General features: G+C 58.6%; 20 protein-coding genes. All 20 read left to right on the top strand.

The window, feature by feature from the left end:
• Window positions 1-332 precede the first annotated feature (332 nt).
• The 20 genes from nac to OK412_RS02680 all read left to right on the top strand — a co-directional run bounded on the left by nac (window position 333) and on the right by OK412_RS02680 (window position 22,549).
• Window positions 333-1,250 carry a nitrogen assimilation transcriptional regulator NAC gene (nac, locus tag OK412_RS02585; RefSeq protein WP_010247899.1) on the top strand — a complete coding sequence of 306 codons (918 nt, stop codon included), beginning with the start codon at window positions 333-335 and terminating at the stop codon, window positions 1,248-1,250.
• A gap of 813 nt (window positions 1,251-2,063) precedes the next feature.
• Window positions 2,064-2,555 (top strand): type VI secretion system tube protein TssD, encoded by a 492-nt coding sequence (gene tssD / locus OK412_RS02590; RefSeq protein WP_182500173.1) that lies wholly within the window; start codon window positions 2,064-2,066, stop codon window positions 2,553-2,555.
• A gap of 12 nt (window positions 2,556-2,567) precedes the next feature.
• Window positions 2,568-2,924, top strand: coding sequence for a tlde1 domain-containing protein (locus tag OK412_RS02595; RefSeq protein WP_010247892.1), 357 nt, complete (start codon window positions 2,568-2,570; stop codon window positions 2,922-2,924).
• The gene (locus OK412_RS02600) at window positions 2,921-3,373 is read left to right on the top strand and encodes a hypothetical protein (protein WP_010670915.1); all 453 of its coding nucleotides are present in this window, start codon (window positions 2,921-2,923) and stop codon (window positions 3,371-3,373) included. Before OK412_RS02595 ends, OK412_RS02600 begins: the two co-directional genes overlap by 4 nt.
• Before the next feature lie 184 nt (window positions 3,374-3,557).
• On the top strand, window positions 3,558-4,517 hold the full coding sequence (gene cbl / locus OK412_RS02605; RefSeq protein WP_010247887.1) for an HTH-type transcriptional regulator Cbl: 960 nt from the start codon (window positions 3,558-3,560) through the stop codon (window positions 4,515-4,517).
• 160 nt (window positions 4,518-4,677) lie between these two features.
• Entirely contained in the window at window positions 4,678-6,135 is a 1,458-nt protein-coding gene (locus OK412_RS02610) for an NAD-dependent succinate-semialdehyde dehydrogenase (RefSeq protein WP_033758293.1), read from the top strand.
• Between the two features lie 443 nt (window positions 6,136-6,578).
• A complete protein-coding gene (locus OK412_RS02615) occupies window positions 6,579-8,048 on the top strand; it encodes an aldehyde dehydrogenase family protein (RefSeq protein WP_163763051.1) in 1,470 nt (489 codons plus the stop codon).
• Window positions 8,049-8,076: 28 nt separating this feature from the next.
• Window positions 8,077-8,745 carry a haloacid dehalogenase type II gene (locus tag OK412_RS02620; RefSeq protein WP_010247881.1) on the top strand — a complete coding sequence of 223 codons (669 nt, stop codon included), beginning with the start codon at window positions 8,077-8,079 and terminating at the stop codon, window positions 8,743-8,745.
• A gap of 10 nt (window positions 8,746-8,755) precedes the next feature.
• Window positions 8,756-10,033 (top strand): NAD(P)/FAD-dependent oxidoreductase, encoded by a 1,278-nt coding sequence (locus tag OK412_RS02625; RefSeq protein ID WP_182500170.1) that lies wholly within the window; start codon window positions 8,756-8,758, stop codon window positions 10,031-10,033.
• An 82-nt stretch (window positions 10,034-10,115) separates the two neighbouring features.
• Window positions 10,116-11,723, top strand: coding sequence for an ABC transporter substrate-binding protein (locus OK412_RS02630; protein ID WP_010247876.1), 1,608 nt, complete (start codon window positions 10,116-10,118; stop codon window positions 11,721-11,723).
• A 27-nt stretch (window positions 11,724-11,750) separates the two neighbouring features.
• Window positions 11,751-12,707, top strand: coding sequence for an ABC transporter permease (locus OK412_RS02635; protein WP_010247875.1), 957 nt, complete (start codon window positions 11,751-11,753; stop codon window positions 12,705-12,707).
• A complete protein-coding gene (locus OK412_RS02640; RefSeq protein WP_010247873.1) occupies window positions 12,704-13,555 on the top strand; it encodes an ABC transporter permease in 852 nt (283 codons plus the stop codon). Before OK412_RS02635 ends, OK412_RS02640 begins: the two co-directional genes overlap by 4 nt.
• Window positions 13,552-15,216, top strand: coding sequence for an ABC transporter ATP-binding protein (locus OK412_RS02645; RefSeq protein ID WP_033788375.1), 1,665 nt, complete (start codon window positions 13,552-13,554; stop codon window positions 15,214-15,216). The genes OK412_RS02640 and OK412_RS02645 overlap by 4 nt, the downstream gene beginning before the upstream one ends.
• Before the next feature lie 135 nt (window positions 15,217-15,351).
• Window positions 15,352-16,683: an NAD(P)/FAD-dependent oxidoreductase gene (locus OK412_RS02650; RefSeq protein WP_010247869.1), complete on the top strand. Its 1,332-nt coding sequence runs from the start codon at window positions 15,352-15,354 to the stop codon at window positions 16,681-16,683.
• An 11-nt stretch (window positions 16,684-16,694) separates the two neighbouring features.
• Window positions 16,695-17,537, top strand: coding sequence for a GNAT family N-acetyltransferase (locus OK412_RS02655; protein ID WP_264352653.1), 843 nt, complete (start codon window positions 16,695-16,697; stop codon window positions 17,535-17,537).
• Window positions 17,537-18,463, top strand: coding sequence for a 2-hydroxyacid dehydrogenase (locus OK412_RS02660; RefSeq protein WP_264352654.1), 927 nt, complete (start codon window positions 17,537-17,539; stop codon window positions 18,461-18,463). Before OK412_RS02655 ends, OK412_RS02660 begins: the two co-directional genes overlap by 1 nt.
• A gap of 1 nt (window position 18,464) precedes the next feature.
• Window positions 18,465-19,598 carry a M20 aminoacylase family protein gene (locus OK412_RS02665; RefSeq protein ID WP_033767683.1) on the top strand — a complete coding sequence of 378 codons (1,134 nt, stop codon included), beginning with the start codon at window positions 18,465-18,467 and terminating at the stop codon, window positions 19,596-19,598.
• A gap of 113 nt (window positions 19,599-19,711) precedes the next feature.
• Window positions 19,712-21,028: a 4-aminobutyrate--2-oxoglutarate transaminase gene (gabT, locus tag OK412_RS02670; protein ID WP_010670905.1), complete on the top strand. Its 1,317-nt coding sequence runs from the start codon at window positions 19,712-19,714 to the stop codon at window positions 21,026-21,028.
• 290 nt (window positions 21,029-21,318) lie between these two features.
• Entirely contained in the window at window positions 21,319-21,831 is a 513-nt protein-coding gene (locus OK412_RS02675) for an Lrp/AsnC family transcriptional regulator (protein WP_010247853.1), read from the top strand.
• Window positions 21,832-22,102: 271 nt separating this feature from the next.
• Entirely contained in the window at window positions 22,103-22,549 is a 447-nt protein-coding gene (locus tag OK412_RS02680; RefSeq protein ID WP_022624957.1) for a GNAT family N-acetyltransferase, read from the top strand.
• Window positions 22,550-22,553 lie beyond the last annotated feature (4 nt).

Below are 22,553 nucleotides of genomic sequence, written 5' to 3' on the forward strand. Positions count from 1 at the left end.
CTCTGTTCAGGCCCTGCAAGCCTTCATCAGGTGCAATGCGTTTCCACTGCACTCAAACTGTACAACCTGTCATCACTTTTCTGCACGTCTGACTCGCAGCGTCTGCACTGTCACAGTGCGCCTGACGGCTTTACTCTCTCTTCTCAGCTATTCCTGATCCTTATTAACCCATAAGAGGTAATCAGAAACGCTTATTTTCCGGGCCGTTAGGAAAAATCTGTCTGCCTGATGGCCTGAATTTTTTAAACCTGGCCTGCATCTTGCAAAATCTCTGTTATCAGGGCGATGGGATCAGACCCATTTCGCTATTCGGGGTGAGTGACGGAGGCAAGATGAATTTAAGACGACTGAAGTACTTTGTGAAAATCGTCGATATCGGCAGTCTGACGCAGGCAGCAGAAGTGTTGCACATCGCCCAGCCTGCACTCAGTCAGCAGGTCGCGACGCTGGAAAATGAACTGGATCAGCAGTTGCTGATTCGTACCAAGCGCGGTGTTACGCCAACTGAGGCGGGTAAGATTCTCTATGGTCATGCGCGCACCATTCTGCGCCAGTGTGAGCAGGCCCAGACTGCGGTAATTAACGCCGGTCAGGTGCTGAGTGGGCAGGTATCGATTGGGCTTGCCCCAGGCACCGCGGCTTCATCGCTGACCATGCCGCTGTTGCAGACCGTTCGCGATCAATTTCCGGAAGTGCTGGTTTACCTGCACGAAAATAGCGGCAGCGTGCTGAATGAGAAAGTGATGAACGGTCAGCTGGATATGGCGGTGCTGTACGATCGCGCGCCCACTGCCGGGATCACCAGCATGCCGCTGATGAAAGAGGATCTCTTTCTGGTAGGCGCCACCGATTACCCGGGAGCCAGCGTCGATCTGGCCGATGTGGCGCAGATGAGTCTGTTTTTACCGCGCGATTACAGCGCAGTACGCAAGCGGGTCGATGAGGCCTTTTCGCTGCGTCGTCTGAGTGCACGCATCATCGGTGAGATCGAATCGATTTCAACCCTGACTGCAGCCATTTCCAGCGGCATGGGCGTGACCGTATTACCTGAGTCCGCCGCCCGTTCGCTGGTGGGTTCCACCGATGCCTGGATGTCACGGATCAACAGCCCGTCATTGAGTCTGCCGCTGTCACTGAACGTCTCCGCCCGGTTGCCGCTGTCACCTTCAGCGCAGGCAGTGAAGAACATTCTGCTGTCGCTGCTGAATAAGCCGCTGAGTGAGGAGCGGGAGTTGATGTTAGTGAGTTAAGAGGGCGCTTGCAGCGGGCTGGCAACCAGCCGGTTTCGCTTTGCAGCGGGCTGCACTGAGCGGGTTACGCCCGCCAGGCGTATGGGAGTTTCAGGTCACTTAGCCGCGCGTTAGCACTGAGCGGGTTACGCCCGCCAGGCGTATGGGAGTTTCAGGTCACTTAGCCGCGCGTTAGCGCTGAGAGGGTTTCGCCCGCCAGGCGATGAGGAGTTTCAGGTTGCCTGTGCAGGCGGACGCGTCAAGGGGCGGACGCCCGCCCCTTAACAATCCCGGCGTCCGGCTGCCTGCGCGCCCCGCTATGCGGGGTACCTTCGTCACGCCCTGCGGCCGACGGACCGTCCGGACTCGCCATCCCTGGCTCGTGCCGTCCTTTCGCCGACGTCCTGTCGGCTCATCCTTGCCTGCGGTTGTTCCTCAGCGCTCCGGACGCCTCTGGTAAACCTTCGTCTGTAATTTCTGTATTTATTTGCTGCACAGAGCTGTTTACTGGCTGGACAGGAAGAGGTTCTATCTTTCCATTTCGACACAATGTGAACTTCATAGCACGAATGATAAATCCATGTTGGCGTGAAGAATTGCTGATGCGACTTTTAAATTATTCTGAATAGCTTTTGGGCACGTTTTTTTTCTCTGATACCGGGTTATTCCGCGATCTCTATATCTGAAACAATAAAACTTCAATCAGGTTGATTTCACGCTGTATGAAAATTGATCTGATGTTTGCCGGAAGATAGTTTAATCAGGCTGTGAAAGCAGTGGGCCTGTCAGCAGAAAACAGGCTGGCTTTCTCTTTTTAAAATGGAGTTTAAAACGATGGCTATTCCAGCTTATCTCTGGCTTAAAGATGACGGTAACAACATTATTGTCGGATCAGTCGACGTGGCAGGTCGTGAAGGCGCTATTGAAATCCTCGGCCTGAATCACGGCGTCATGCTCTCCACAGACAACGTGACGGGTAAAACAACCGCTGTCCGCGAACACGCTTCTTACAGTTTTGATAAAGAGATCGATAAGTCCAGTCCCTGCCTTTACAGGGCTGTGACCTCAGGTCAAAAGCTTTGCTCAGCGGAAATAAGATTTTACCGGATAAATGACGCGGGGCAGGAGGTGGAATATTTCAATACTTTGATGGAAGGCGTAACCGTTATCTGTGTGGGCCCGATGATGTATGACGTTAAATCCCGCTATGGTGAGGCGCGGGATCATCTGGAAACTGTAGAGCTGATTTACGAAAAAATTACCTGGCGATATGCAGACGGAAATATCGTCCACTCGGACAGCTGGAATAATCGAGTGACAGCATAAAGGAATATAACGATGACATGGACATATGAGCAAAGCACGGGTCACTTATACCACAACAGTGAATTTATTGAGGCCGGCTACTCAGGTAGTCTGACTAACAAAAATAATCCCGATCGCCAGCATGTAAGAGGGATGGGGCCCCTTCCTCAGGGAACGTACAGAATTGCAGGGCACTCCACATCAAAAGGACCCCTGACCATTATTCTGGTGCAGACTTCCGGAGAGTCTTTTGGCCGTTCGGCATTTCGCATTCATGGCGAAAGAGTCAATAAGCCAGCGGGCTTCGCCTCAGAAGGCTGCATCATTATGTCACTTGCAACCCGGCGACGCGTGCTGCGTGAAGGCGGGACGCTGGAGGTGGTCCGATGAAATATCTGATATTGATTGGCCTTCTGCCCTTCGCGGTCTGGGCTGGAGCGAATACATCCGACTGGGAAAATTCGCTGAAGGGCATCGCGTCAGGAGAGCAAGCCTGGCTTGCAAAAGTGCCCCAACTGGCAGCTACGGCTGATGTTCAGCAGGCAACCCGGATGGAGGATGCCCTTGCCTCGGCGTTAGCGAAGAATACCCCGGGCGTGCTGGAGACGCTCCGGGTTATTGACGCCAGATCCTGGCCCCATATGGCAGGTACAGACATTGTCTGCAGCGTTCCGGCTGAGCAACCTACAGCCTTTATAGAGGATTTTTATCAACAAACCCGTCTGGCGCTACTGGCAACTGACCAGGGTGCGACCTGTCTGTGGATCCTGGAAGCAAGCTATGAAGAGATGAAAGCAGAGAGCGCCAGAATGCGTAATCTATCGCCTTCTGTAAAATAGCCTCTCCCCCAGGCCGGGTTTCAGTCAAACTCTGAAGTCCGGCCGCCCATCTCAAACCTCTCTGCACCCCAAAACCCACCCCGTTATTCCCTAAAGTCATAAATGCGAATTTTTTAGTATTTCCGGTTATCAATAATAGTTCTTACCATCAGATAATCAGATTATGTAAAGGGAGGTAAATACCGTGAATTTCCAGCAGCTTAAAATCATCCGCGAGGCGGCCCGCTGTGAGTTTAACTTAACGGAAGTCGCTAACACGCTGTTTACCTCCCAGTCGGGAGTAAGTCGGCACATTCGTGACCTGGAAGATGAACTCGGGGTTGAGATCTTTATCCGTCGCGGCAAGCGCCTGCTAGGGATGACCGAGCCGGGCAAAGCGCTGCTGACCATCGCTGAGCGTATCCTGGATGAAGCGGGCAAAGTGCGACGTCTGGCCGATGTCTTTACCAATGAAACCAGCGGCATCCTGACCATAGCCACTACCCATACTCAGGCGCGCTACAGCCTGCCGAAAGTGATCAAAGCGTTTCGTCAGCTCTATCCCAACGTCCGGCTTGAACTTAATCAGGGGTCGCCGCAGGAAATTGTCACCATGCTGCTGGCGGGTGAGGCGGACATTGGCATCGCCAGTGAATTACTGGTCAACAATAGCAGCCTGGCGGCGTTCCCCTGGTTCAGCTGGCATCACGCCTTACTGGTGCCGAAAGGGCATGAACTGGTGCAGAACCAGCCGGTTTCACTGAGCACGCTCAGCCGCTATCCGCTGATCACCTACCGGCAGGGTATCACCGGACGTTCGCGGGTTGACCGTGCATTCCAGACGGCCGGTTTAAAACCAGATATTGTGCTCAGTGCTCAGGACTCCGATGTGGTGAAAACCTACGTCAAACTCGGTTTAGGCGTGGGGATACTGGCCGATCAGGCGTGTGAAACTGAAGAGAGTGAAGAGCTGGTACGCCTCGATGCCACCCATCTGTTCGATGCCAGCACCGTATGGCTCGGCCTCAAGCGCGGCCAGCTGCAACGCAACTACGTCTGGCAGTTCCTGGAACTCTGCAACGCCAACCTGTCGCTGGAAGAGATCAAGCGTCAGGCGCTCTCCTACAGCAATGACGACGAACCGGTTATCGACTTCCAGATTTAAGCACACGGCGCATCCACCCGGATGCGCGCCTGTTTCCGCGCGGCATAAAATTTCAAATCACCGCGAAAATCTCCTCTATCGACCTTTCTCACCCCGCACAACAACATCCTGCGCTGACCCGGCGCGATAAAGTGGAATCAGCTGACCACAAGGGGATGATATGTCGCGACTACAACTTAACGATAGCGATCTGCTGCGCCAGCAGGCGCTGTTTAATGGACGCTGGCAGGATGCGCATCAGGGCGCCACGCTGCCGGTTACCGATCCCGCCACGGGCGAAACCCTGGCGACGATTCCGGCACTGGGTCGGGCAGAAACCGGGCAGGCGATAGCTTATGCGGAAACAGTGCGCATCAGCTGGGGCAAAACCACCAATGCCAGCCGTGCCGCGCTGCTGGAAAAGTGGCATCAACTGATTATTGAACACGCTGACGACCTGGCGATTATCATGACCGCCGAGCAGGGCAAACCGCTGGCGGAAGCCAGAGGCGAAGTGCTCTATGGAGCCAGCTTCGTGAAATGGTTCGCGGAAGAGGCACGCCGCATCTATGGCGACACCATTCCCGCACCCAGCGAGGACCGGCGCATCCTGGTGCTGAAACAGCCGGTAGGCGTTGCCGCCGCGATCACGCCGTGGAACTTCCCGATTGCGATGATCACCCGCAAAGTGGCGCCCGCGCTGGCCGCCGGATGCCCGATTATTGTTAAGCCTTCCGAGTTAACGCCGCTGTCGGCGCTGGCACTGGCGGTGCTGGCAGAGCGCGCCGGCTTCCCGTCCGGCGTGCTGCAGGTGCTGACCGGCCTGCCCACGGAGATTGGCGCGACGCTGACTGAAAGCCGCACGGTACGTAAAATCTCCTTTACCGGTTCAACCCGCATCGGACAGTTACTGATGCAACAGAGCGCCGACAGCATCAAGCGCCTGAGTCTGGAGCTGGGTGGCAACGCGCCGCTGATCGTGTTTGATGATGCCGATATTGAGATTGCCGTCGCGGGGGTCATGCTCAGCAAGTTCCGCAACGCAGGACAAACCTGCGTCTGCGCTAACCGCATCCTGGTGCAGCGAAGTATCTATCCGCGTTTCACCGCCCGGTTGCTGGAGGCGGTCGCCACCCTGAAAGTGGGGGATGGTTTTGCGCCCGACAGCACTATTGGTCCTTTGATCAACAGCCGCGCGGTAGAGAAAGTGAACGGTCATATCGATGATGCGCTCAGCCAGGGAGCAACGCTGCTGACCGGCGGCATCAGCCAGGGCAACGGGACCTTTGTGCAGCCCACGGTGCTCGGTGAGGTCACCGCCACCATGCGCATCGCCCATGAAGAGACGTTTGGTCCGGTCGCGCCGCTGTTTATCTTCGATGATGAAGAGGAGGCGATCGCGATGGCAAATGACACGCCCTACGGCCTGGGTGCCTATTTCTTTACCGAGAACATCCGGCGCGCATGGCGGGTAGCGGAGGCGCTGGAGTTTGGCATGGTCGGCTTTAATACCGGCGCAATTTCCCTGGAGGTCGCGCCGTTTGGCGGCGTGAAACTCTCCGGTATTGGCCGGGAGGGTTCCCGCTACGGAATTGATGAATATCTGGAACAGAAAACATTTCACATTGGCAGTCTGTAACTAAAAATGAAAAGAGCCAGCCGGATAATCCGGCTGGCTTTTTTTTGCCTGAGGCTCCGTAAAAACTTACCGGCGTCAAATAATTGTTCTGAAAAATTAAAGAATTTATCAGGGATGTGAAGCGGGTCGTTAAATCGGCGGGTCATGTGAACCGGAATGAGCCGCCTGACCCGAAATATCCGCTTTGGTGCAATTTCCGTGCAGGTTGCACCAGCAGGGCGCATAAATTTTGTGAAGTAAATCATCTGTTTAATTGTTCGGCAATTCCACAAAAAATCTCCCGCCAATACGGCAGAAAATTTTTTTGCACTGTTTTAAACGCATTTTTATTTTTTGCCCGGCTGGCATACTTTCTGCATTAGCTTATTAACAGCGCAGAAACCGGCAGTTTTAAACGCTAATAAACCAGCAACTGATGGGTGTAACAAATAAGGAATTCTTCCATGTTAAGTTTCGACCCGGAAAAAGTTTCTCTTCCAGCTGGCCATTATATTGGCGGCCAGCACTGCCAGAGCCAGGGCGCATCCTTTGAGGTTAAACGTCCCTCGGATGGCAGGGTCTATGCCACGCTGCAGGACGCCACGCCGCAGGATGTCGATCGTGCCGTGACTGTGGCGCATCAGGCGCTGAAAAGCAGCGGCTGGTCCGGTTGTCCGCCGCGCGAACGCGGACGGGTACTGCGCCGCTGGGCCGATCTGATTGAGCAGGACGCGCTGCTGGCACAGCTGGAGGCGCTGGGCTCCACCCGGCCGATCAATGACGTGGTGCTGCACGAAATTCCTTTTACCGCCGAAGCGATTCGCTTCTATGCCGAATGCGCTGACAAATACAGCGGGGATCTCTTTCCCACCCGCGACAGCAGCTTGGGCATGCTAATTGCCGAACCTTATGGCGTTATCGCCGCGATTACCCCGTGGAATTTCCCGCTGTCGATGGCGTCGTGGAAATGCGGACCGGCGCTGGCGGCGGGCAATGCGGTGGTGCTTAAACCCTCTGAACTGACCCCGTTTTCTACCGTGCGCATGGCCGAACTGGCCATTCAGGCGGGCTTGCCGGCCGGCGTGCTGAACATTGTCCAGGGCAGTGGCGCGGTGACCGGCAGCGCGCTGGTAAAACATCCGCTGGTGCGCAAAGTCTCGTTTACCGGCTCGACGCTGACCGGTCAACGCATTATGAGCGATGCCGCGCAGCACGGCATGAAGCCGGTGACGCTGGAGCTGGGCGGCAAAAGTCCGCAACTGGTGTTTGATGACGCGGGTGACCTTGAAGTGCTGGCCCAGCGTATTCTGCGCGGCTTCACCGCCAACGGCGGTCAGGCCTGTGTGGCGGGCACCCGTCTTATTGTGCAGCGCAACATTGCCGATCCGCTGGTTGAGCGGCTGGCTCAGCTCTGCCGGGAGGTTAAACCGGGCGTCACCTGGCAGGAAGGCAGCCGCTACGCACCGCTGATCGACGAACGACAGGGCAACAAAGTCTGCTCGGTTATTGAGGCGGCAAAAGCGCAGGGCGCAGAAGTACTGGTGGGCGGTGAGCGTTTTGCCGACACCGACGACGGCTGGTTCTGGCAGCCCACGCTGCTGAGTCACGTGGCGCAGGATAACCCGGCGGTCCAGCAGGAGATTTTTGGTCCGGTGCTGACGGTGCAGACGTTTGATGATGAAGAGCAGGGACTGGCGATGGCCGCCCATGACACCTATGGCCTCTGCGCCGGTGTTCACACCCTGAGTCTGCCGCGCGCGCTGCGGGCAATGCGCGCCATTGACGCGGGCACCGTCTGGATCAACCGCTATGGCCGCTCCGGCGACTTCATCATTCCGACCGGCGGCTTTCTCGGCTCCGGCATTGGCAAAGATTTAGGCCGCCAGGCGTTTCAGGCCTGCCAGCGCCAGAAGAGTGTACTCATCGATTTCTAAGCGCAACTGACAATGACGAGGGTGTTACATGGCACTGTTTAAACCGAAATTCATCACGTTTGACTGTTACGGCACGCTGATTCGCTTCGATATGGCGGGTGCCGCGCAGCGCTGTTTCAGCGACCGCGTCGACCCGGACGCAATGCACGCTTTTACCACCGACTTTTCCAGCTACCGGCTGGATGAGGTGCTCGGCGCGTGGAAACCCTACTACGACGTGGTGAGTAATGCCCTGCAGCGCACCTGCAAAAAGTGGGGCGTCCGCTGGGACAAAGCCGACAGCGACTTTATCTACACCGACTGCGCCAGCTGGGGTCCGCATCCCGACGTGCCCGCCGGGCTGGCAAAGGTGGCTAAGGAGTTTCCGCTGGTGCTGCTGACCAACTCGATGAAAGACCTGATCCCGCATCACGAACCGCGTCTGGGCGCACCTATCTATATGGCTATCACGGCAGAAGAGACGGGGGCCTACAAACCACAGATGAAGGGCTTCGAGTACATGCTGGATAAGCTCGGCTGCGGCCCGGAGGAGATCCTGCACGTCTCCTCCAGCTTTCGCTATGACCTGATGACTGCCCACGATCTCGGCATCAAAAACAAAGTCTGGGTTAATCGCGGTCATGAACCGGCGAATCCTTATTACCAGTACACCGAAATCAACGATATCGGCGGCCTGCCTGGCGTCGTCGGACTCTGAGGAACACCCCATGAAACTGGAATCGTTCTGGCAGGCCACCGCTCCGGCCTTTACCGGTGCCGCACGCGAACCGCTGCCCGCACAGGCGGACGTGGTGGTGATTGGCGGTGGCTTCACCGGCATCTCAGCGGCCCTGAATCTGGCGCGCAGCGGCATCAGCGTTGTGCTGCTGGAGAGTGGCGACGTGATGAGTCAGGCCTCGGCGCGCAACGGCGGCCACTGCAACACCGGTGTGGCGCAGAACTTCGCCTCGCTGGTGGCGAGCCAGGGTCTGGAGCAGGCCAGCCGCTTCTACCGGGCGTTTGATGAGGCGGTGAGCTATGTCCAGCAACTGATCCAGGATGAAGCGATCGACTGCGACTTCCGGCTGTGCGGCAAACTCAAGCTCGCCAGCAAAGCGTCGCATGTGGCCGGGCTGCAGGAAGCGTATGAACTGATGCGCCGCACCGTTGACCCGGAGATCGAACTGCTCGACAAAACGGCAGTGCGTGACGAGATCGCCAGCGATGACTTTCATGGCGGCCTGCTGCAGAAACGTGGCGGTCAGATGCACATGGGCAAGTTCGGCGTCGGGCTGGCTGAGGCCGCCGCCCGCAGCGGCGCGAAGATTTTCCCGCACCACGCAGTAACGAAGTTAGCACGCCTGAAGGGTTATCAGCATCGGGTAGAGACCGCGCAGGGCACCATTGTGGCGGACAAAGTGCTGATGGCGACCGGCTGCTCCAACGTCGGCCCTTTTCCCTGGTTTCAGCGCCGCATTGTGCCGGTCGGCAGCTTTATCGTGGTGACGGAGGCGCTCGACACGGCGCTGCTGCGCCAGGTACTGCCAAACGATCGCACCTACGTTACTTCACTGAATATCGGCAACTACTTCCGTACTACGGCCGATCGCCGTTTGGTGTTTGGCGGGCGGGCGCGGTTTGCCGTCAGCAACCCGACGTCGGACTCGCGTAGCGGTGAGATCCTGCGCCGGGCGATGACGCAGATGCTGCCACAGCTTGGCCAGTCGCAGGTGGATTACTGCTGGGGCGGTATGGTTGATATGACGGCCGACCGTCTGCCGCACGCGGGTGAACAGGATGGCCTCTTCTATTCGCTGGGCTACAGCGGTCACGGCACCCAGATGTCGGTGTGGATGGGACGCGTCATGGCCAGTCTGCTGGCTGAAAAGCGCACTGAAAATCCCTGGCAGCGCGACACATGGCCCGCGTTGCCCGGCTATCACGGCAAGCCATGGTTTTTACCGCTCGCAGGACTCTATTACAAAGCAAAGGATCGCCTTTCATAACGTCCCGTCGGGTGCTGACCGCCAGGTTATCAGCACCGCCAGAACATGATCCCCGGTTCGCCTGACTATTGAGGGTACAGAGATGAGTAAATTTGATAATAACGACGCTGATGCGGTAAATCCGGCACTGACGCGCATGATCACCGAAGGCTCACTTTCACGTCGCAGCCTGATGAAAATGCTCTCAGCCGGTGCGGTGATGAGCAGCGGCCTGATCACTTTTTCAGGGGCCGCACTGGCGGACGACAAGCCGGTCAGGGGCGGTAAACTGCGGGCGGCGATGTCGAATGCCTCGGCCACCGATACACTGGATCCGGCCAAAAGTAACAACAGTGCGGATTACACCCGCCAGTTCATGTTCTACAGCGGCCTGACCGAGCTGGATAAAAACCTGATGGCGCAACCGGCGCTGGCCGAATCGCTGGAATCCAGCGACGGCATTACCTGGCATATCAAACTGCGTAAGGGGGTCACTTTCCATGATGGCAAACCGCTGACCGCCAAAGATGTCATCTACTCGCTCAGCCGTCACAAAGATCCGGCCATCGCCTCTATCGCCTTTAAGCTGGCCGATCAGTTCAAAACCTTCAGCGCGGTCAATGATAATGAGGTGCAGCTGGAGCTGAGCAGCGCCAACTTCGACGTCCCTTATATGCTGGCGACGCCGCCGTTTCTGATCGTGCCGGACGGCACCAAAGATTTCAGCAAAGGCATCGGCACTGGTCCGTTTGTCTGCAAAGCCTTTATGCCGGGTGTGCGCACCATCGGCACCAAAAATCCCAACTACTACAAGCCTGGTCTGCCACATCTGGATGAGGTAGAGCTGATTGGCGTCACCGACGGCGCAGCGCGCGTTAATGCCCTGATGTCGGGCGATCTGCAGATGGTCTCCACGCTGACCGCTGCCGACTGCAAGCGCATCAAAGCCAGCAGCGAATTTGGCGTGCTGGAGAGTAAATCGGGCATGTACACCAACCTGATTATCCGCACCGATGTAAAGCCGGGTAACAACGAAGATTTCGTGCTGGCGATGAAATATCTGCAACCACGTGAAATGCTGGTGAAAACGGTGCTGCAGGGTTACGGCGACGTCAGTAATGACACCCCGGTGCCGCCGTGGCATCCGCTCTATAACGCCGATCTCAAACCGCGTGCGCTGGACATTGAAAAAGCGAAGTTCCACATCAAAAAAGCGGGCATGGCCGGCTCCACGGTGGAGATTATCACCACGCCGAATATCGAAGGGGCAAATGAAGGCGGTCAGATGATCCAGCAGATGGCGCGCGGGGCAGGGCTGAACATCAAAGTGCGACGTGTGCCGTATGACGGTTACTGGTCTTCGCACTGGATGAAAGATCCGGTGGGATATGGCTCGATAAACCCGCGTCCGACGCTCGATATGCTCTTCTCACAGTTTTATCTCTCTACCGCACCGAATAACGAATCGGGCTGGAAAAATCCTCAGTTTGATCAACTGGTGGTCGCGGCACGCGGTGAGCGCGATCAGGCGAAACGCAAGCAGATGTATGGCGATATGCAGACGCTGATTTATGACCACTGCGGCACCCTTATCCCGACCTTTATCAGCTCCACGGATGGCTACAACAAAAAGGTCAAAGGGGTGGAGGCCTGGCCGTCGGGCATGATGATGGGCTATCGCTTCCATGAATTTGCGTGGCTGAGCGCCTGATACGTTATTTGAGGAAGGAGTACGCCGATGAACCGATACATGCTGTTCCTGATTGCCCGGCGAATTGGTGCCGGCATCCTGACTTTGCTTATCGTCTCGGCGGTGGTGTTTTTCATCACCAGCCTGCTGCCGGGCGACGCAGCGCAGATGATCCTCGGCCAGAACGCCACGCCGGAAACGGTGGCGGCGTTACGGCAGCAGCTGGGTCTCGATCAGCCTTTGCTGATGCGCTACTTCCACTGGCTGACAGGCATGGTGCAGGGCGACTTTGGCACCTCGTTTGCCAGCCATTTGCCGGTCTCGCAGCTGGTGGCGCAGCGCATTCCCGCCACCTTTGAACTGGCGGGTATCACCACGCTGATCTGCGTGCCGCTGGCGCTGATTATCGGCATTATTGCGGCGATGAATCGCGGTTCCCGGCTCGATCGGGCGCTGGTCATCGGCACCATGGCGACGGTTGCCGTGCCGGAGTTTCTGGTGGCGACGGTGGCGGTGCTGATTTTTGCCGTCAAGCTGCACTGGGTCTCGGCGATGTCGTTTGGCAGCCCGGATAGCGACCTGCTGAGTTACCTCAAAGCCTATGCGCTGCCGGTGCTGACCCTCTGCTGCGTGCTGGTGGCGCAGATGGCGCGTATGACGCGGGCAGCCATTATCAACCAGCTCGACAGTCCTTATCTGGAGATGGCGCTGCTGAAAGGGGTTTCACCGCTGAGAGCGGTGCTGCGTCACGCACTGCCTAACGCGGTCGGCCCCATCGCCAATGCCATTTCACTCAGCCTCTCCTATCTGTTTGGCGGGGTGATCATCATCGAAACTATCTTCAGCTATCCCGGTCTCGCCAGCCAGCTGGTGGATGCGGTCAGTAACCGCGACCTGCCGGTGGTGCAGCTCTGCGTGATGCTGTTCGCCGCCTGCTACCTGGTCCTGCTGCTGGCGGCAGACATTCTGACTATCGCCTTTAACCCGAAATGGAGAAGCGCATGAATATTCTCTCGTTGCCCTGGCGTTTCTTACAGTCGCTTTCCTGGTCGGGACGGCTGGGTCTGATAATGTCGCTGTTCTGGCTGCTGATGGCAGTATTCGGCACCCCGCTGGCCCCGCACAGCATTGATGACATCGGCGGCGGCCCGCTGATGGGCGGCCTGACGTCCGATAACCTGCTGGGCACCGACTACCTTGGGCGCGACATGCTGAGCCGCATTCTCTATGGCGCGAAGTTCTCTATCGGTCTGGCGCTGAGTGCGGCGCTGCTGGCCAGCCTGATCGGCACGCTGCTGGCGCTGCTGGCAGCGGTGGCGGGGCGCTGGCTGGAGGAGGTACTGGGCCGCGTCAACGACGCGCTGCTGGTACTGCCGGGTAAAGTGCTGTCCCTGATGATAGTCGCGGTATTTGGCTCCTCACTGCCAATGCTGATCCTCACGGCGGTCTTCACCTACTGGCCGGGCGCATTTCGTATCGCGTTTGCCATGGCCAGCTCGCTGCGCAGCATGGACTACGTCCGGGCGTCACGGCTGCGGGGCGAAAGCCGCTGGTATATCGCCATTCACGATATCCTGCCCAATATGGTGCACCCGATGCTGACTGACTTTGGTCTGCGCTTTGTCTACATCGTGCTGCTGCTGAGCGGCCTGAGCTTCCTCGGTCTGGGTGTTCAGCCGCCCTACGCCGACTGGGGCACGCTGGTGCGTGAAAATATGCAGGGGCTGTTTGACGGCTCGCCTGCGGTGCTGATGCCCGCGCTGGCGATTGCCAGCCTGACCATTGGCGCCAACCTGTTTATTGACAGCCTGCAGGCGATGCGTCCGATGACGCTGGCGAAGGAGGGAGCATGAACGTGACACCACATACCGCCATGCCGGTGATTTCGGTGGATAAACTGCGCGTCACTGCGCAGACCGATCGCGGCGAAGAGATCGACCTGGTTTCCGACATTCACTTTACCGTGCAGAAGGGCGAAGTGCTGGCGCTGATTGGCGAATCCGGCTCAGGTAAAACCACTATCGCGATGGCGCTGATGGGTTACGCCCGCAGCGGCTGCCGCATCGCCGACGGCAACATTCACGTTGCCGGCACCGACGTTAACAGCCTGACGCCGGGGCAGTTGCGCGCTTTCCGTGGCAACAAAGTCGCCTATATCGCCCAGAGCGCGGCAGCGTCGTTTAATCCGGGCATGAAGATCCTCGACCAGGTGATTGAGCCGGTGGTTATCCACGGCACCCTGACCCGCAAAGCGGCAAAAGCCAAAGCGATTGAGCTGTTCCGCGAACTGGCGCTGCCCAACCCCGAGACCATTGGCGACCGCTTCCCGCACCAGGTGTCGGGCGGTCAGTTACAGCGTCTGATGACGGCGATGGCGCTGATTGGCGATCCTGACGTGGTAATCCTTGATGAACCTACTACCGCGCTGGATGTGACCACGCAGGTGGAAGTGCTGAAGGCGTTTCGCCGCGTGGTGGTGCAGCGCGGCGTCACGGCGATTTACGTCAGTCACGATTTAGCCGTGGTGGCGCAGATGGCAGACCGGATACTGGTGCTACTGCGCGGCAAAATGGCGGAGTATGGCAGCACCGCGCATCTGATCGGCGCACCGCAGGCGGAGTACACCCGCTTACTGATGGAGGCGGCGCGGCAGAAAGAGCGGCCCAGCAACTGGTGCCCGGTTGCCGCCGATATTCAGCCGCTGCTTGAGGTGCGCGACCTCAGCGCAGGTTATGGTCCGCGCGGCAGCGATGGCTACCCGAAAATACGCATTCTGGAGGATATCAATCTCAGGCTGTGGAAAGGGCAGGCGATTGGCATCATCGGTGAGTCAGGCTCAGGCAAAACCACTCTGGCGCATGCCATAGCCGGACTCAACGCTCCAAGCCACGGCCATATTCTGTTTAACGGCCACTACATCTCGGGCGATATGCAAAAACGGCCTGACAATGAGCTGCGCCGCATTCAGTATGTGTTCCAGATGGCAGACACCGCGCTGAACCCGGCCCACAGCGTTGAACGCATCCTGTCGCGTCCGTTGACGCTGTTTCACGGTCTGAGCGGTGCGGCCCGACAGCAGCGGCTTTATCAGCTGCTGGATCTGGTGCAGCTCCCGCGCAGCGTGCTGTGGCGGCGTCCCTGGGCGCTCTCCGGCGGGCAGAAGCAGCGCGTCAATCTGGCGCGCGCGCTGGCGGCTGAGCCGGATCTGATTCTGTGTGATGAAGTGACCTCGGCGCTGGATACGGTGGTTGCCGCCGCCGTCCTCGACTTAATCAGCGAACTGCGGCGCGAACTGGGACTCTCGGTGATCTTCATCAGCCACGACATGCATGCGGTACGCGCGGTGTGTGATGAAATCGTGGTGATGAAGAGCGGTCGCATCGTCACCCAGCTGGCGCGCAGCGACTACGACAAGCCGACCAGCGAATTGTATTTCGAGCGGCTGAAACGCGCGGTGCCGGAGCTGCGTCAGGGCTGGCTGGATGAGCATGAAGAGATTTTAAAAGCAGAGTGAGTTGCCTGAAGCAACGGGCACCCTGATTAATCCGCCTGCACAGCACTGATGTAATGCGCGGGCGGCACGGGTCAAGGCACAGCGGTGATATCGCCCTGTGCCAGACCAGATACTGACAACAGAGGTAGTCTTGTTATGCCTGCACCGATTCGTTATGTACAGGACAGTGCGAATTTTCCCGATTCCGCCGATGTAGTGGTGATTGGCGCCGGTATCGCCGGAGCCGCCGCCACCTGGGAGCTGGCGAAGCAGGGACTGAAGGTCGTGCTAATCGAAAAAGGCCTGGTAGGAGCGGAGCAGTCGAGCCGTAACTGGGGCTGGTGTCGCCAGCAGAACCGCGATGAACGTGAATTGCCGCTGATTATTTATGCGCTGCAACGCTGGGGTGAGCTTAACGATGAAACCGGCGAAGAGCTGGGTTTCCGCCGCAGCGGGCTGGTTTACGCCACGCAGGAAGAGTCGGACATCGCGGCCTGGGATAAGTGGATCCAGATGGCAAAAGGCTATGGCGTGCGCAGTTCGATCCTCACGGCGGAGCAGGCCAAAGCGATGACGCCCGGCAGCACCACAAGCTGGCGGGGCGGTCTCTCAGCGCCTACCGACGGTCACGCCGAACCACGGCTGGCCGCGCCCGGGCTGGTGGCGGGCGCGCTGAAAAAAGGGGCGCTGCTGTTTCAGCAATGCGCGGTGCGCGGGCTGGATATCGCCGCCGGACGGGTCAGCGGCGTCTGGACCGAGCGCGGCCTGATCAAAACCAGCCGGGTGATCTGTGCCGCCGGGGCCTGGACCTCCATGTTTTGCCGTCGTCACGGTATCGATCTGCCGCTGGGCAACGTGATTGGCACCGCCTTCCGCACGCAGCCCATTGAGCAGGCGATTGCCATGCCACTCTACACACCGGGATTTGCCTGTCGGCCACAAATGGACGGCAGTTACACCGTCTCAGTCTCTGGTCGCGGGCGTCTGGAACCTGGCGCGCAGGGGCTGCGCTATGCCCGCCAGTTCTATCCGACCTTTAAAAGTCGCCGCAAGAATCTCACCCTGAATCTTGGCCTGTCGCCGTTCTTTAATGGCCCGGAAGCGATGGGTGGCTGGGCATTTGACCGCGAGTCGCCGTTTGAGCGCATGCGCATTCTCGATCCGGCAGCCGATGCAACGATCGTGGAAGAGGGACTGGCGGCGATGCGGCGTGAATATCCGGCGCTGGCGAACCTGCGACTGGCACAGTCGTGGGGCGGCATGATTGACAGCACCCCGGACGCGATTCCGGTGATCTCCACCGTGGCGAAATTGCCGGGGCTGGTGCTATCGGCGGGCTACAGCGCCCACGGCTTCGGTATCGGACCAGGTGCCGGACGACTGGCAGCCGATCTGGCGACCGAAGCCACGCCAGTCGTTGATCCCACCCCTTATCGCTACAGCCGTCTGGTTGACGGCAGCGGACTTGAAACGCCAGGAATGATGTAAGGAGACCTGCAATGAGCCTGAAAATACGCGCAATGACGCCGGACGATATCGACCCCTGTTTCACCTTAACGCAGGCACTGAAATGGCCCCACCGACGTGAAGACTGGGCGCTGGCGCTGCAGCTGGGCGAGGGCACGGTGATTGAAGAGCAGGGCAAGCTGATTGCGAGCGCGGTGCTCTGGCGCTGGGGCGAGCGCGCCGCCACGCTGGGGCTGGTGATCGTCGATAACCAGCAGCAGGGGCGTGGCCTTGGCAAACAGCTGATGCTGGCGCAACTGGAAAAATTACCCGACTGTAATGTGCGTCTGCACGCCACCGAAATGGGCAAAGGTTTGTATGAAAAACTCGGGTTTGTCAGTTGCGGTGAGATTCGCCAGCACCAGACCCGCGCAGTGACCATCCTTCCAGACGTCGTGATCCCGGCGGGACTGCAGCTGCGTCCGGCAACACTGGCCGACCACGCCACACTGGTGCCGCTGGATCAGCAGGCGCACGGCATGCATCGTCCGGCACTGTTCGACCACCTGCTGCGCGACTGCCAGACGGTGCTGTTGCAGGATGATCATCAGCAAATTCAGGGCTTCGCCAGCCTGCGCCGCTTTGGTCACGGCTGGGCGATTGGCCCGGTGATCGCGGCAGATTTTTCAGTCGCGCAGGCGCTGGTCGCCACGCTGATGCAGCCGCTGCAGGGGGAATTCCTGCGCATTGACACCGATGCCGCGCTGCCGATGGCCGCCTGGCTACAGAGCCTCGGTATCCCTCAGGTCGATGCGCCTACGACTATGGTGCGCGGCACGCCCTGGACGCCGCAGGGTATGCAGGCATTTGGACTGATGACGCAGGCGATGGCCTGATGCATATCGTCTATAAATCGGAGCCGGAACGTGGCCGGATCTGGCAGCGCTGGCTGGCAGCGCATGCGCCTGACATTCAGCTGCATATCTGGCCTGAGACCGGCGAGCCAGAGCAGGTTGAGGCGCTGGTTGCCTGGCAGCCACCGGCTGACATCACCGCGCTCTTCCCCCGGCTGAAACTGCTGTTCTCCGTGGGTGCCGGGGCCGATCAGTTTGACCTTGGCGCGCTGCCGCCCGACCTGCCGGTGATCAGGATGATCGAGCCAGGCCTGACCCAGGGCATGGTGGAGTATGTCACCTTCGCGGTGCTCGGCCTGCATCGCGACATGCCGCGCTATTTTCATCAGCAACGCCAGCAGCAGTGGCTGACACACGCGGTATTACCTGCCGCGCAGCGTCGGGTAGGCGTCATGGGGCTGGGCGAACTGGGCCAGGCCGCATTGCAACAGCTTGTGGCGCTGGGCTTTGACTGCGCTGGCTGGAGCCGCACACCGCGCCAGATTCCCGGCGTCCGCTGCTGGCACGGTGACGATCAGCTCGGGGCGTTTCTGGCGCACAGCGAGATTCTGGTCTGCCTGCTGCCGCTGACTGACACCACACAGGGTTTGCTTAACCGAACCCTGTTTAATCAGCTACCACAGGGCGCGGCGCTGGTGCAGGCCGGGCGCGGCCCCCAGCTGAATCAGGACGATCTGCTGCAGGCGCTGGAGAGCGGTCAGCTCCGTGCCGCCGTGATCGATGTGACCAACCCGGAGCCGTTACCGCCGGGTCATCCCTTCTGGCACCATCCCGCCATCTGGCTCACACCCCACATCGCCAGCCAGACGCAGAATGAGAGCGCCATTGCGGCACTGCTGGAAAACCTGCGGCGCCATCAGCGTGGCGAGCCGCTGCACGGTGAGATTGATCGTTTGCGAGGATATTAAGATGGAACATCTGGTGGCATTGCGCCGCGACCTGCATGCGCACCCGGAACTGGGCTTTCAGGAGCAGCGCACCAGCGACATCGTGGCGAACTTTCTGCAACAGCTGGGCATTGAAGTGCATCGCGGCATCGGTAAAACCGGCGTGGTCGGGATACTGAAAAAGGGCAGCAGTGAACGCATGATCGGCCTGCGGGCTGATATGGATGCGCTGCCAATGCAGGATCAGAGCGGCACCGACTGGCAAAGCCGCGCAGAGCAGGTGAGCCACGCCTGCGGCCACGACGGTCACACCGTGATGCTGCTGGGAGCCGCAGAAAAACTGGCGCGCGACGTCAGCTTTGATGGCAGTGTCTGCTTTATCTTCCAGCCCGCCGAAGAGGGGCTGGCGGGCGCAAAGGCGATGATTGACGATGGCCTCTTCAGCCGTTTTCCCTGTGAGGCGGTCTACGCCATCCACAACTGGCCGGAACTGCCGCTCGGCCAGGTACAGACCCGCCCTGGCGCGATCATGGCAGCGGCTGACCGTTTTGATATCCGGGTACTGGGCGGAGGCGGTCATGCCGCGCAGCCGCATCTGACGCGCGATACTCTGCTGGCGACCAGCGAGCTGGTGGTGCAGCTGAATACTCTGGTCTCACGCGCCCTGGATCCGTGCGAAACGGCGCTGCTCACCGTCACCCGGATGCAGGGCGGCTTTTCGCACAACATGATCCCGGCGGAGGCGAACATCACCGGCACGGTGCGCACTTTCAGCCCTGCAGCGCAGGCGACGATTGAAGCACGACTGCGTCAGATGGCGGAGCACATCACCGCCGCCCACGGTTTGCACGCAGAGGTCAGCTATCTGCGCTACTACCCGGCGACCCTGAACAGTAATGCTGAAGCGCAGTTTTGCCTGCAGGCGCTGACGCAGGCGGGCATTAAGGCTGAGGCCGCGCCCCAGCCCGCACTTACCTCAGAAGATTTTGCTTTTATGCTGCAGGCGCGGCCCGGTGCCTATCTGTGGCTGGGATCGGCACCCTGCAAGCCGCTGCATCATGCTGCATACGACTTCAACGATGCGCTGATCCCGCATGGCGTTAACGTTTTTGTCACGCTGATTCGTCAGGCGCTGGCAGAGAAATTTCCCTGCTGAATGCCGCAGGATTTTGACAGGAAATGCCGCTGTCTGGGGAATTACGGCAGCGTGACAAACCAGCGGGTTGCGATACTTGAGCCAACCGAACGTTACGTGGATGAGGGTTTAAAATGCAGAATGTCATGGCAGAGCAGCAAGCATACTCCGATAACAGCCTGTTACTGGATGCACGCGAGCAGAATGTGCCGCGCGGCGTAGTTACCGCCCATCCGCTGGTGATCGAACGCGCCAGAGGCAGTGAAGTGTGGGACGTGGAGGGCAATCGCTATCTCGACTTTGTCGGCGGCATCGGGGTGCTGAATGTCGGCCACAATCACCCGGCGGTGGTCAATGCGGTGACCCGCCAGCTCGGCCTGGTGTCTCACGCCTGTTTTCAGGTGGTGGCCTATCCGGGCTACATCGAGCTGGCGCAGCGGCTGAACAAACTGGTGGGCGGCGATGAGGCGTACAAAAGCGTCTTCTTTACCAGCGGCGCCGAAGCGGTGGAAAATGCGGTGAAGATTGCCCGCTCACACACCCAGCGCTCTGGCATTATCGCTTTTGATGGTGCGTTTCATGGCCGCACCCTGCTGGGTATCACCCTGACCGGCATGTCCGCGCCTTACAAACAGAATTTTGGCCCGTTCCCCGGCGATATTTACCGTCTGCCCTTCCCGAACCCGCTGCACGGTATTACTGAAGCGGACTGCCTGAAAGCGCTGGATCAACTGTTTGCGGTGCAGATCCTGCCGGAGCGGGTCGCGGCGATTATCATTGAGCCGGTTCAGGGTGACGGCGGCTTCCTGCCCGCTGGCCCGGCATTTATGCAGGCGCTGCGTCGCATCACCAGCCAGCACGGTATTCTGCTGATTTGTGATGAAATCCAGTCCGGCTTCGGGCGTACCGGCACGATGTTCGCCTTCCAGCAACTGGGTATTAAACCCGATTTAGTCACGCTGGCGAAAAGCCTTGGCGGCGGTCTGCCGATTTCCGGCGTGGTGGGGCGTGCAGAGATCATGGATGCACCGACGCCTGGCGGGTTAGGCGGTACTTATGGCGGCAACGCACTGGCCTGTGCGGCGGCGCTGGCGGTTCTGGATCTGTTTGAGCAGGAAAACCTGTTGCAGCGCTCCTGCCAGCTTGGTGAGCAACTCAATGCACGACTGCGGCAACTGGCGGATAAATATGCCTGCATCGGTGACGTCCGCGGCGTGGGCTTTATGCAGGCGGTGGAGATCCTCGATTTCGAAACCGGTCGCCCGGATGCGGCCTTAACCCAGAAGATCCTCGACAGCGCCTGTCAGGAAGGATTGCTGCTGATCAAATGCGGCCTGCATCGCAACACCATCCGTTTCCTGGCGCCGCTGGTCACTACCGACTCACAGCTGGAAGAGGCGCTGCATATCTTCGATATTGCGCTGGCCCGCGCCACAGGCCGGTTGGGATAAAGTGCGATTCCTCATTGATATTGTTAAAGTAATTTGAAAATCTCCCGCTGGTATAACCACTGCGAAGCGCTGGCGCGTTTACGGTAAAGCGTGATATACCTTCGGGAGGTTCTGCACATTTAATTAAGCGTCTATCCCATCAGGCTATTTCATTTGTCAGTCTGAACCTGGTCAGTGCTTACAATCCTCACGTACGCCATGTACGCGCCGGTTGTTCCGCGCTGTCCGTCTCCAGACTGCCTGCAACAATGACGCCTGGCGGGACAGGCTCTGACAATGAGGGGGGTGCTATGAACGGCTTAATGAAACTCGACCGCATCGACATCAACATCCTGGTGCAACTCCAGAAAGATGGCCGTATCAGCAACGTTAACCTCGCCGACGCCGTAGGCCTTTCGCCCAGTCCCTGTCTGCAACGGGTCAAACGTCTGGAACAGGCCGGTTTTATCACCGGTTATGAAGCGCACATTAATCTCACCCGCATTACCGATTCGGTGACGGTCTTTACCGAAGTCACCCTGTCAGGCCATCGCCGCGAAGACTTTATGAAATTTGAAAGTGCGATGCGCGACGTCGATGAGCTGATGGAGTGCCATCTGATCACTGGCGGCTATGACTATTTGCTGCGCTTTATTACCCGCAGCATTGAACATTACCAGGAAGTGATTGAGAAGATGCTCGACGCTCAGATCGGCATCGATAAATACTTCAGCTATATCGTGATCAAATCCCCGATCATGAAAAGCAGCGTGCCGTTGCGATCGCTGATCGGCAAGCACAATTCGGTGGAGTTCGGCGTGTAACGGGCGGCCAGGCGTCGCCCTCGCCATGTTTACCGGTGGAGAGAGGGCCGTCACCTGTCTTGTATCTGTCTGCTCTTTCGCGATTCACACCAGCCGCACTTATGTTCCCCCATCCGCTTCACTTCTCCCGTTAATGTGCCAGACGCTCCCTCAGCATAAAATTTCTTCATGAGGCAAAATTCAGTCGCAACAGCCGGTTCTGTAGCGCGCTACAGCCTCAACCGTTGGGCGAACCCTTTTACACTGTTTTCAACCGATACAAGGAGTTGTCATGGACTCATTACAGATTGCTGACCAGCAGTGGCAGCGCGAGGCGTTCACTGTCTCCACCAGCCGCCATCAGCTCGACCTGGCGTGGATCCACATCCAGCTGGCGGAGAAGTCCTACTGGGCCAAAGGCCAGCCGCTGGCCAAAACCGTGCGGGCGATTGCCGGTTCACTGCCGTTTGGCCTCTATCACCAGCAGAGACAGATTGGCTTTGCCCGACTGATTACTGACTACACCCGGTTTGGCTGGCTGTGCGACGTAATGATTGATGAAAACTGGCGCGGTCACGGGCTGGGCAGTTGGCTGGCAACCTGCGTCCGTGAACACCCGGAGCTGCAAACGGTGCATCGCTGGATGCTCTCAACCCAGGATGCCCATCAAGTCTATCAGCGGCTCGGCTGGCGTGTGGTGCAACATCCCGAGGCACTGATGGAATTTCCCCCTTCCTGACACT

This window comes from Pantoea sp. JV6, assembly GCF_025910055.1.
GTDB lineage: Bacteria > Pseudomonadota > Gammaproteobacteria > Enterobacterales > Enterobacteriaceae > Pantoea > Pantoea agglomerans.

Coding starts and splice junctions, on each gene's coding strand:
- OK412_RS02630 (WP_010247876.1), top strand. CDS start 10,116: ATGAGTAAATTTGATAATAACGACGCTGATGCGGTAAATCCGGCACTG.
- OK412_RS02675 (WP_010247853.1), top strand. CDS start 21,319: ATGAACGGCTTAATGAAACTCGACCGCATCGACATCAACATCCTGGTG.
- OK412_RS02595 (WP_010247892.1), top strand. CDS start 2,568: ATGACATGGACATATGAGCAAAGCACGGGTCACTTATACCACAACAGT.
- OK412_RS02660 (WP_264352654.1), top strand. CDS start 17,537: ATGCATATCGTCTATAAATCGGAGCCGGAACGTGGCCGGATCTGGCAG.
- OK412_RS02620 (WP_010247881.1), top strand. CDS start 8,077: ATGGCACTGTTTAAACCGAAATTCATCACGTTTGACTGTTACGGCACG.
- OK412_RS02645 (WP_033788375.1), top strand. CDS start 13,552: ATGAACGTGACACCACATACCGCCATGCCGGTGATTTCGGTGGATAAA.
- OK412_RS02635 (WP_010247875.1), top strand. CDS start 11,751: ATGAACCGATACATGCTGTTCCTGATTGCCCGGCGAATTGGTGCCGGC.
- OK412_RS02640 (WP_010247873.1), top strand. CDS start 12,704: ATGAATATTCTCTCGTTGCCCTGGCGTTTCTTACAGTCGCTTTCCTGG.
- nac (WP_010247899.1), top strand. CDS start 333: ATGAATTTAAGACGACTGAAGTACTTTGTGAAAATCGTCGATATCGGC.
- OK412_RS02665 (WP_033767683.1), top strand. CDS start 18,465: ATGGAACATCTGGTGGCATTGCGCCGCGACCTGCATGCGCACCCGGAA.
- OK412_RS02680 (WP_022624957.1), top strand. CDS start 22,103: ATGGACTCATTACAGATTGCTGACCAGCAGTGGCAGCGCGAGGCGTTC.
- OK412_RS02655 (WP_264352653.1), top strand. CDS start 16,695: ATGAGCCTGAAAATACGCGCAATGACGCCGGACGATATCGACCCCTGT.
- OK412_RS02615 (WP_163763051.1), top strand. CDS start 6,579: ATGTTAAGTTTCGACCCGGAAAAAGTTTCTCTTCCAGCTGGCCATTAT.
- tssD (WP_182500173.1), top strand. CDS start 2,064: ATGGCTATTCCAGCTTATCTCTGGCTTAAAGATGACGGTAACAACATT.
- OK412_RS02610 (WP_033758293.1), top strand. CDS start 4,678: ATGTCGCGACTACAACTTAACGATAGCGATCTGCTGCGCCAGCAGGCG.
- OK412_RS02600 (WP_010670915.1), top strand. CDS start 2,921: ATGAAATATCTGATATTGATTGGCCTTCTGCCCTTCGCGGTCTGGGCT.
- gabT (WP_010670905.1), top strand. CDS start 19,712: ATGCAGAATGTCATGGCAGAGCAGCAAGCATACTCCGATAACAGCCTG.
- OK412_RS02625 (WP_182500170.1), top strand. CDS start 8,756: ATGAAACTGGAATCGTTCTGGCAGGCCACCGCTCCGGCCTTTACCGGT.
- OK412_RS02650 (WP_010247869.1), top strand. CDS start 15,352: ATGCCTGCACCGATTCGTTATGTACAGGACAGTGCGAATTTTCCCGAT.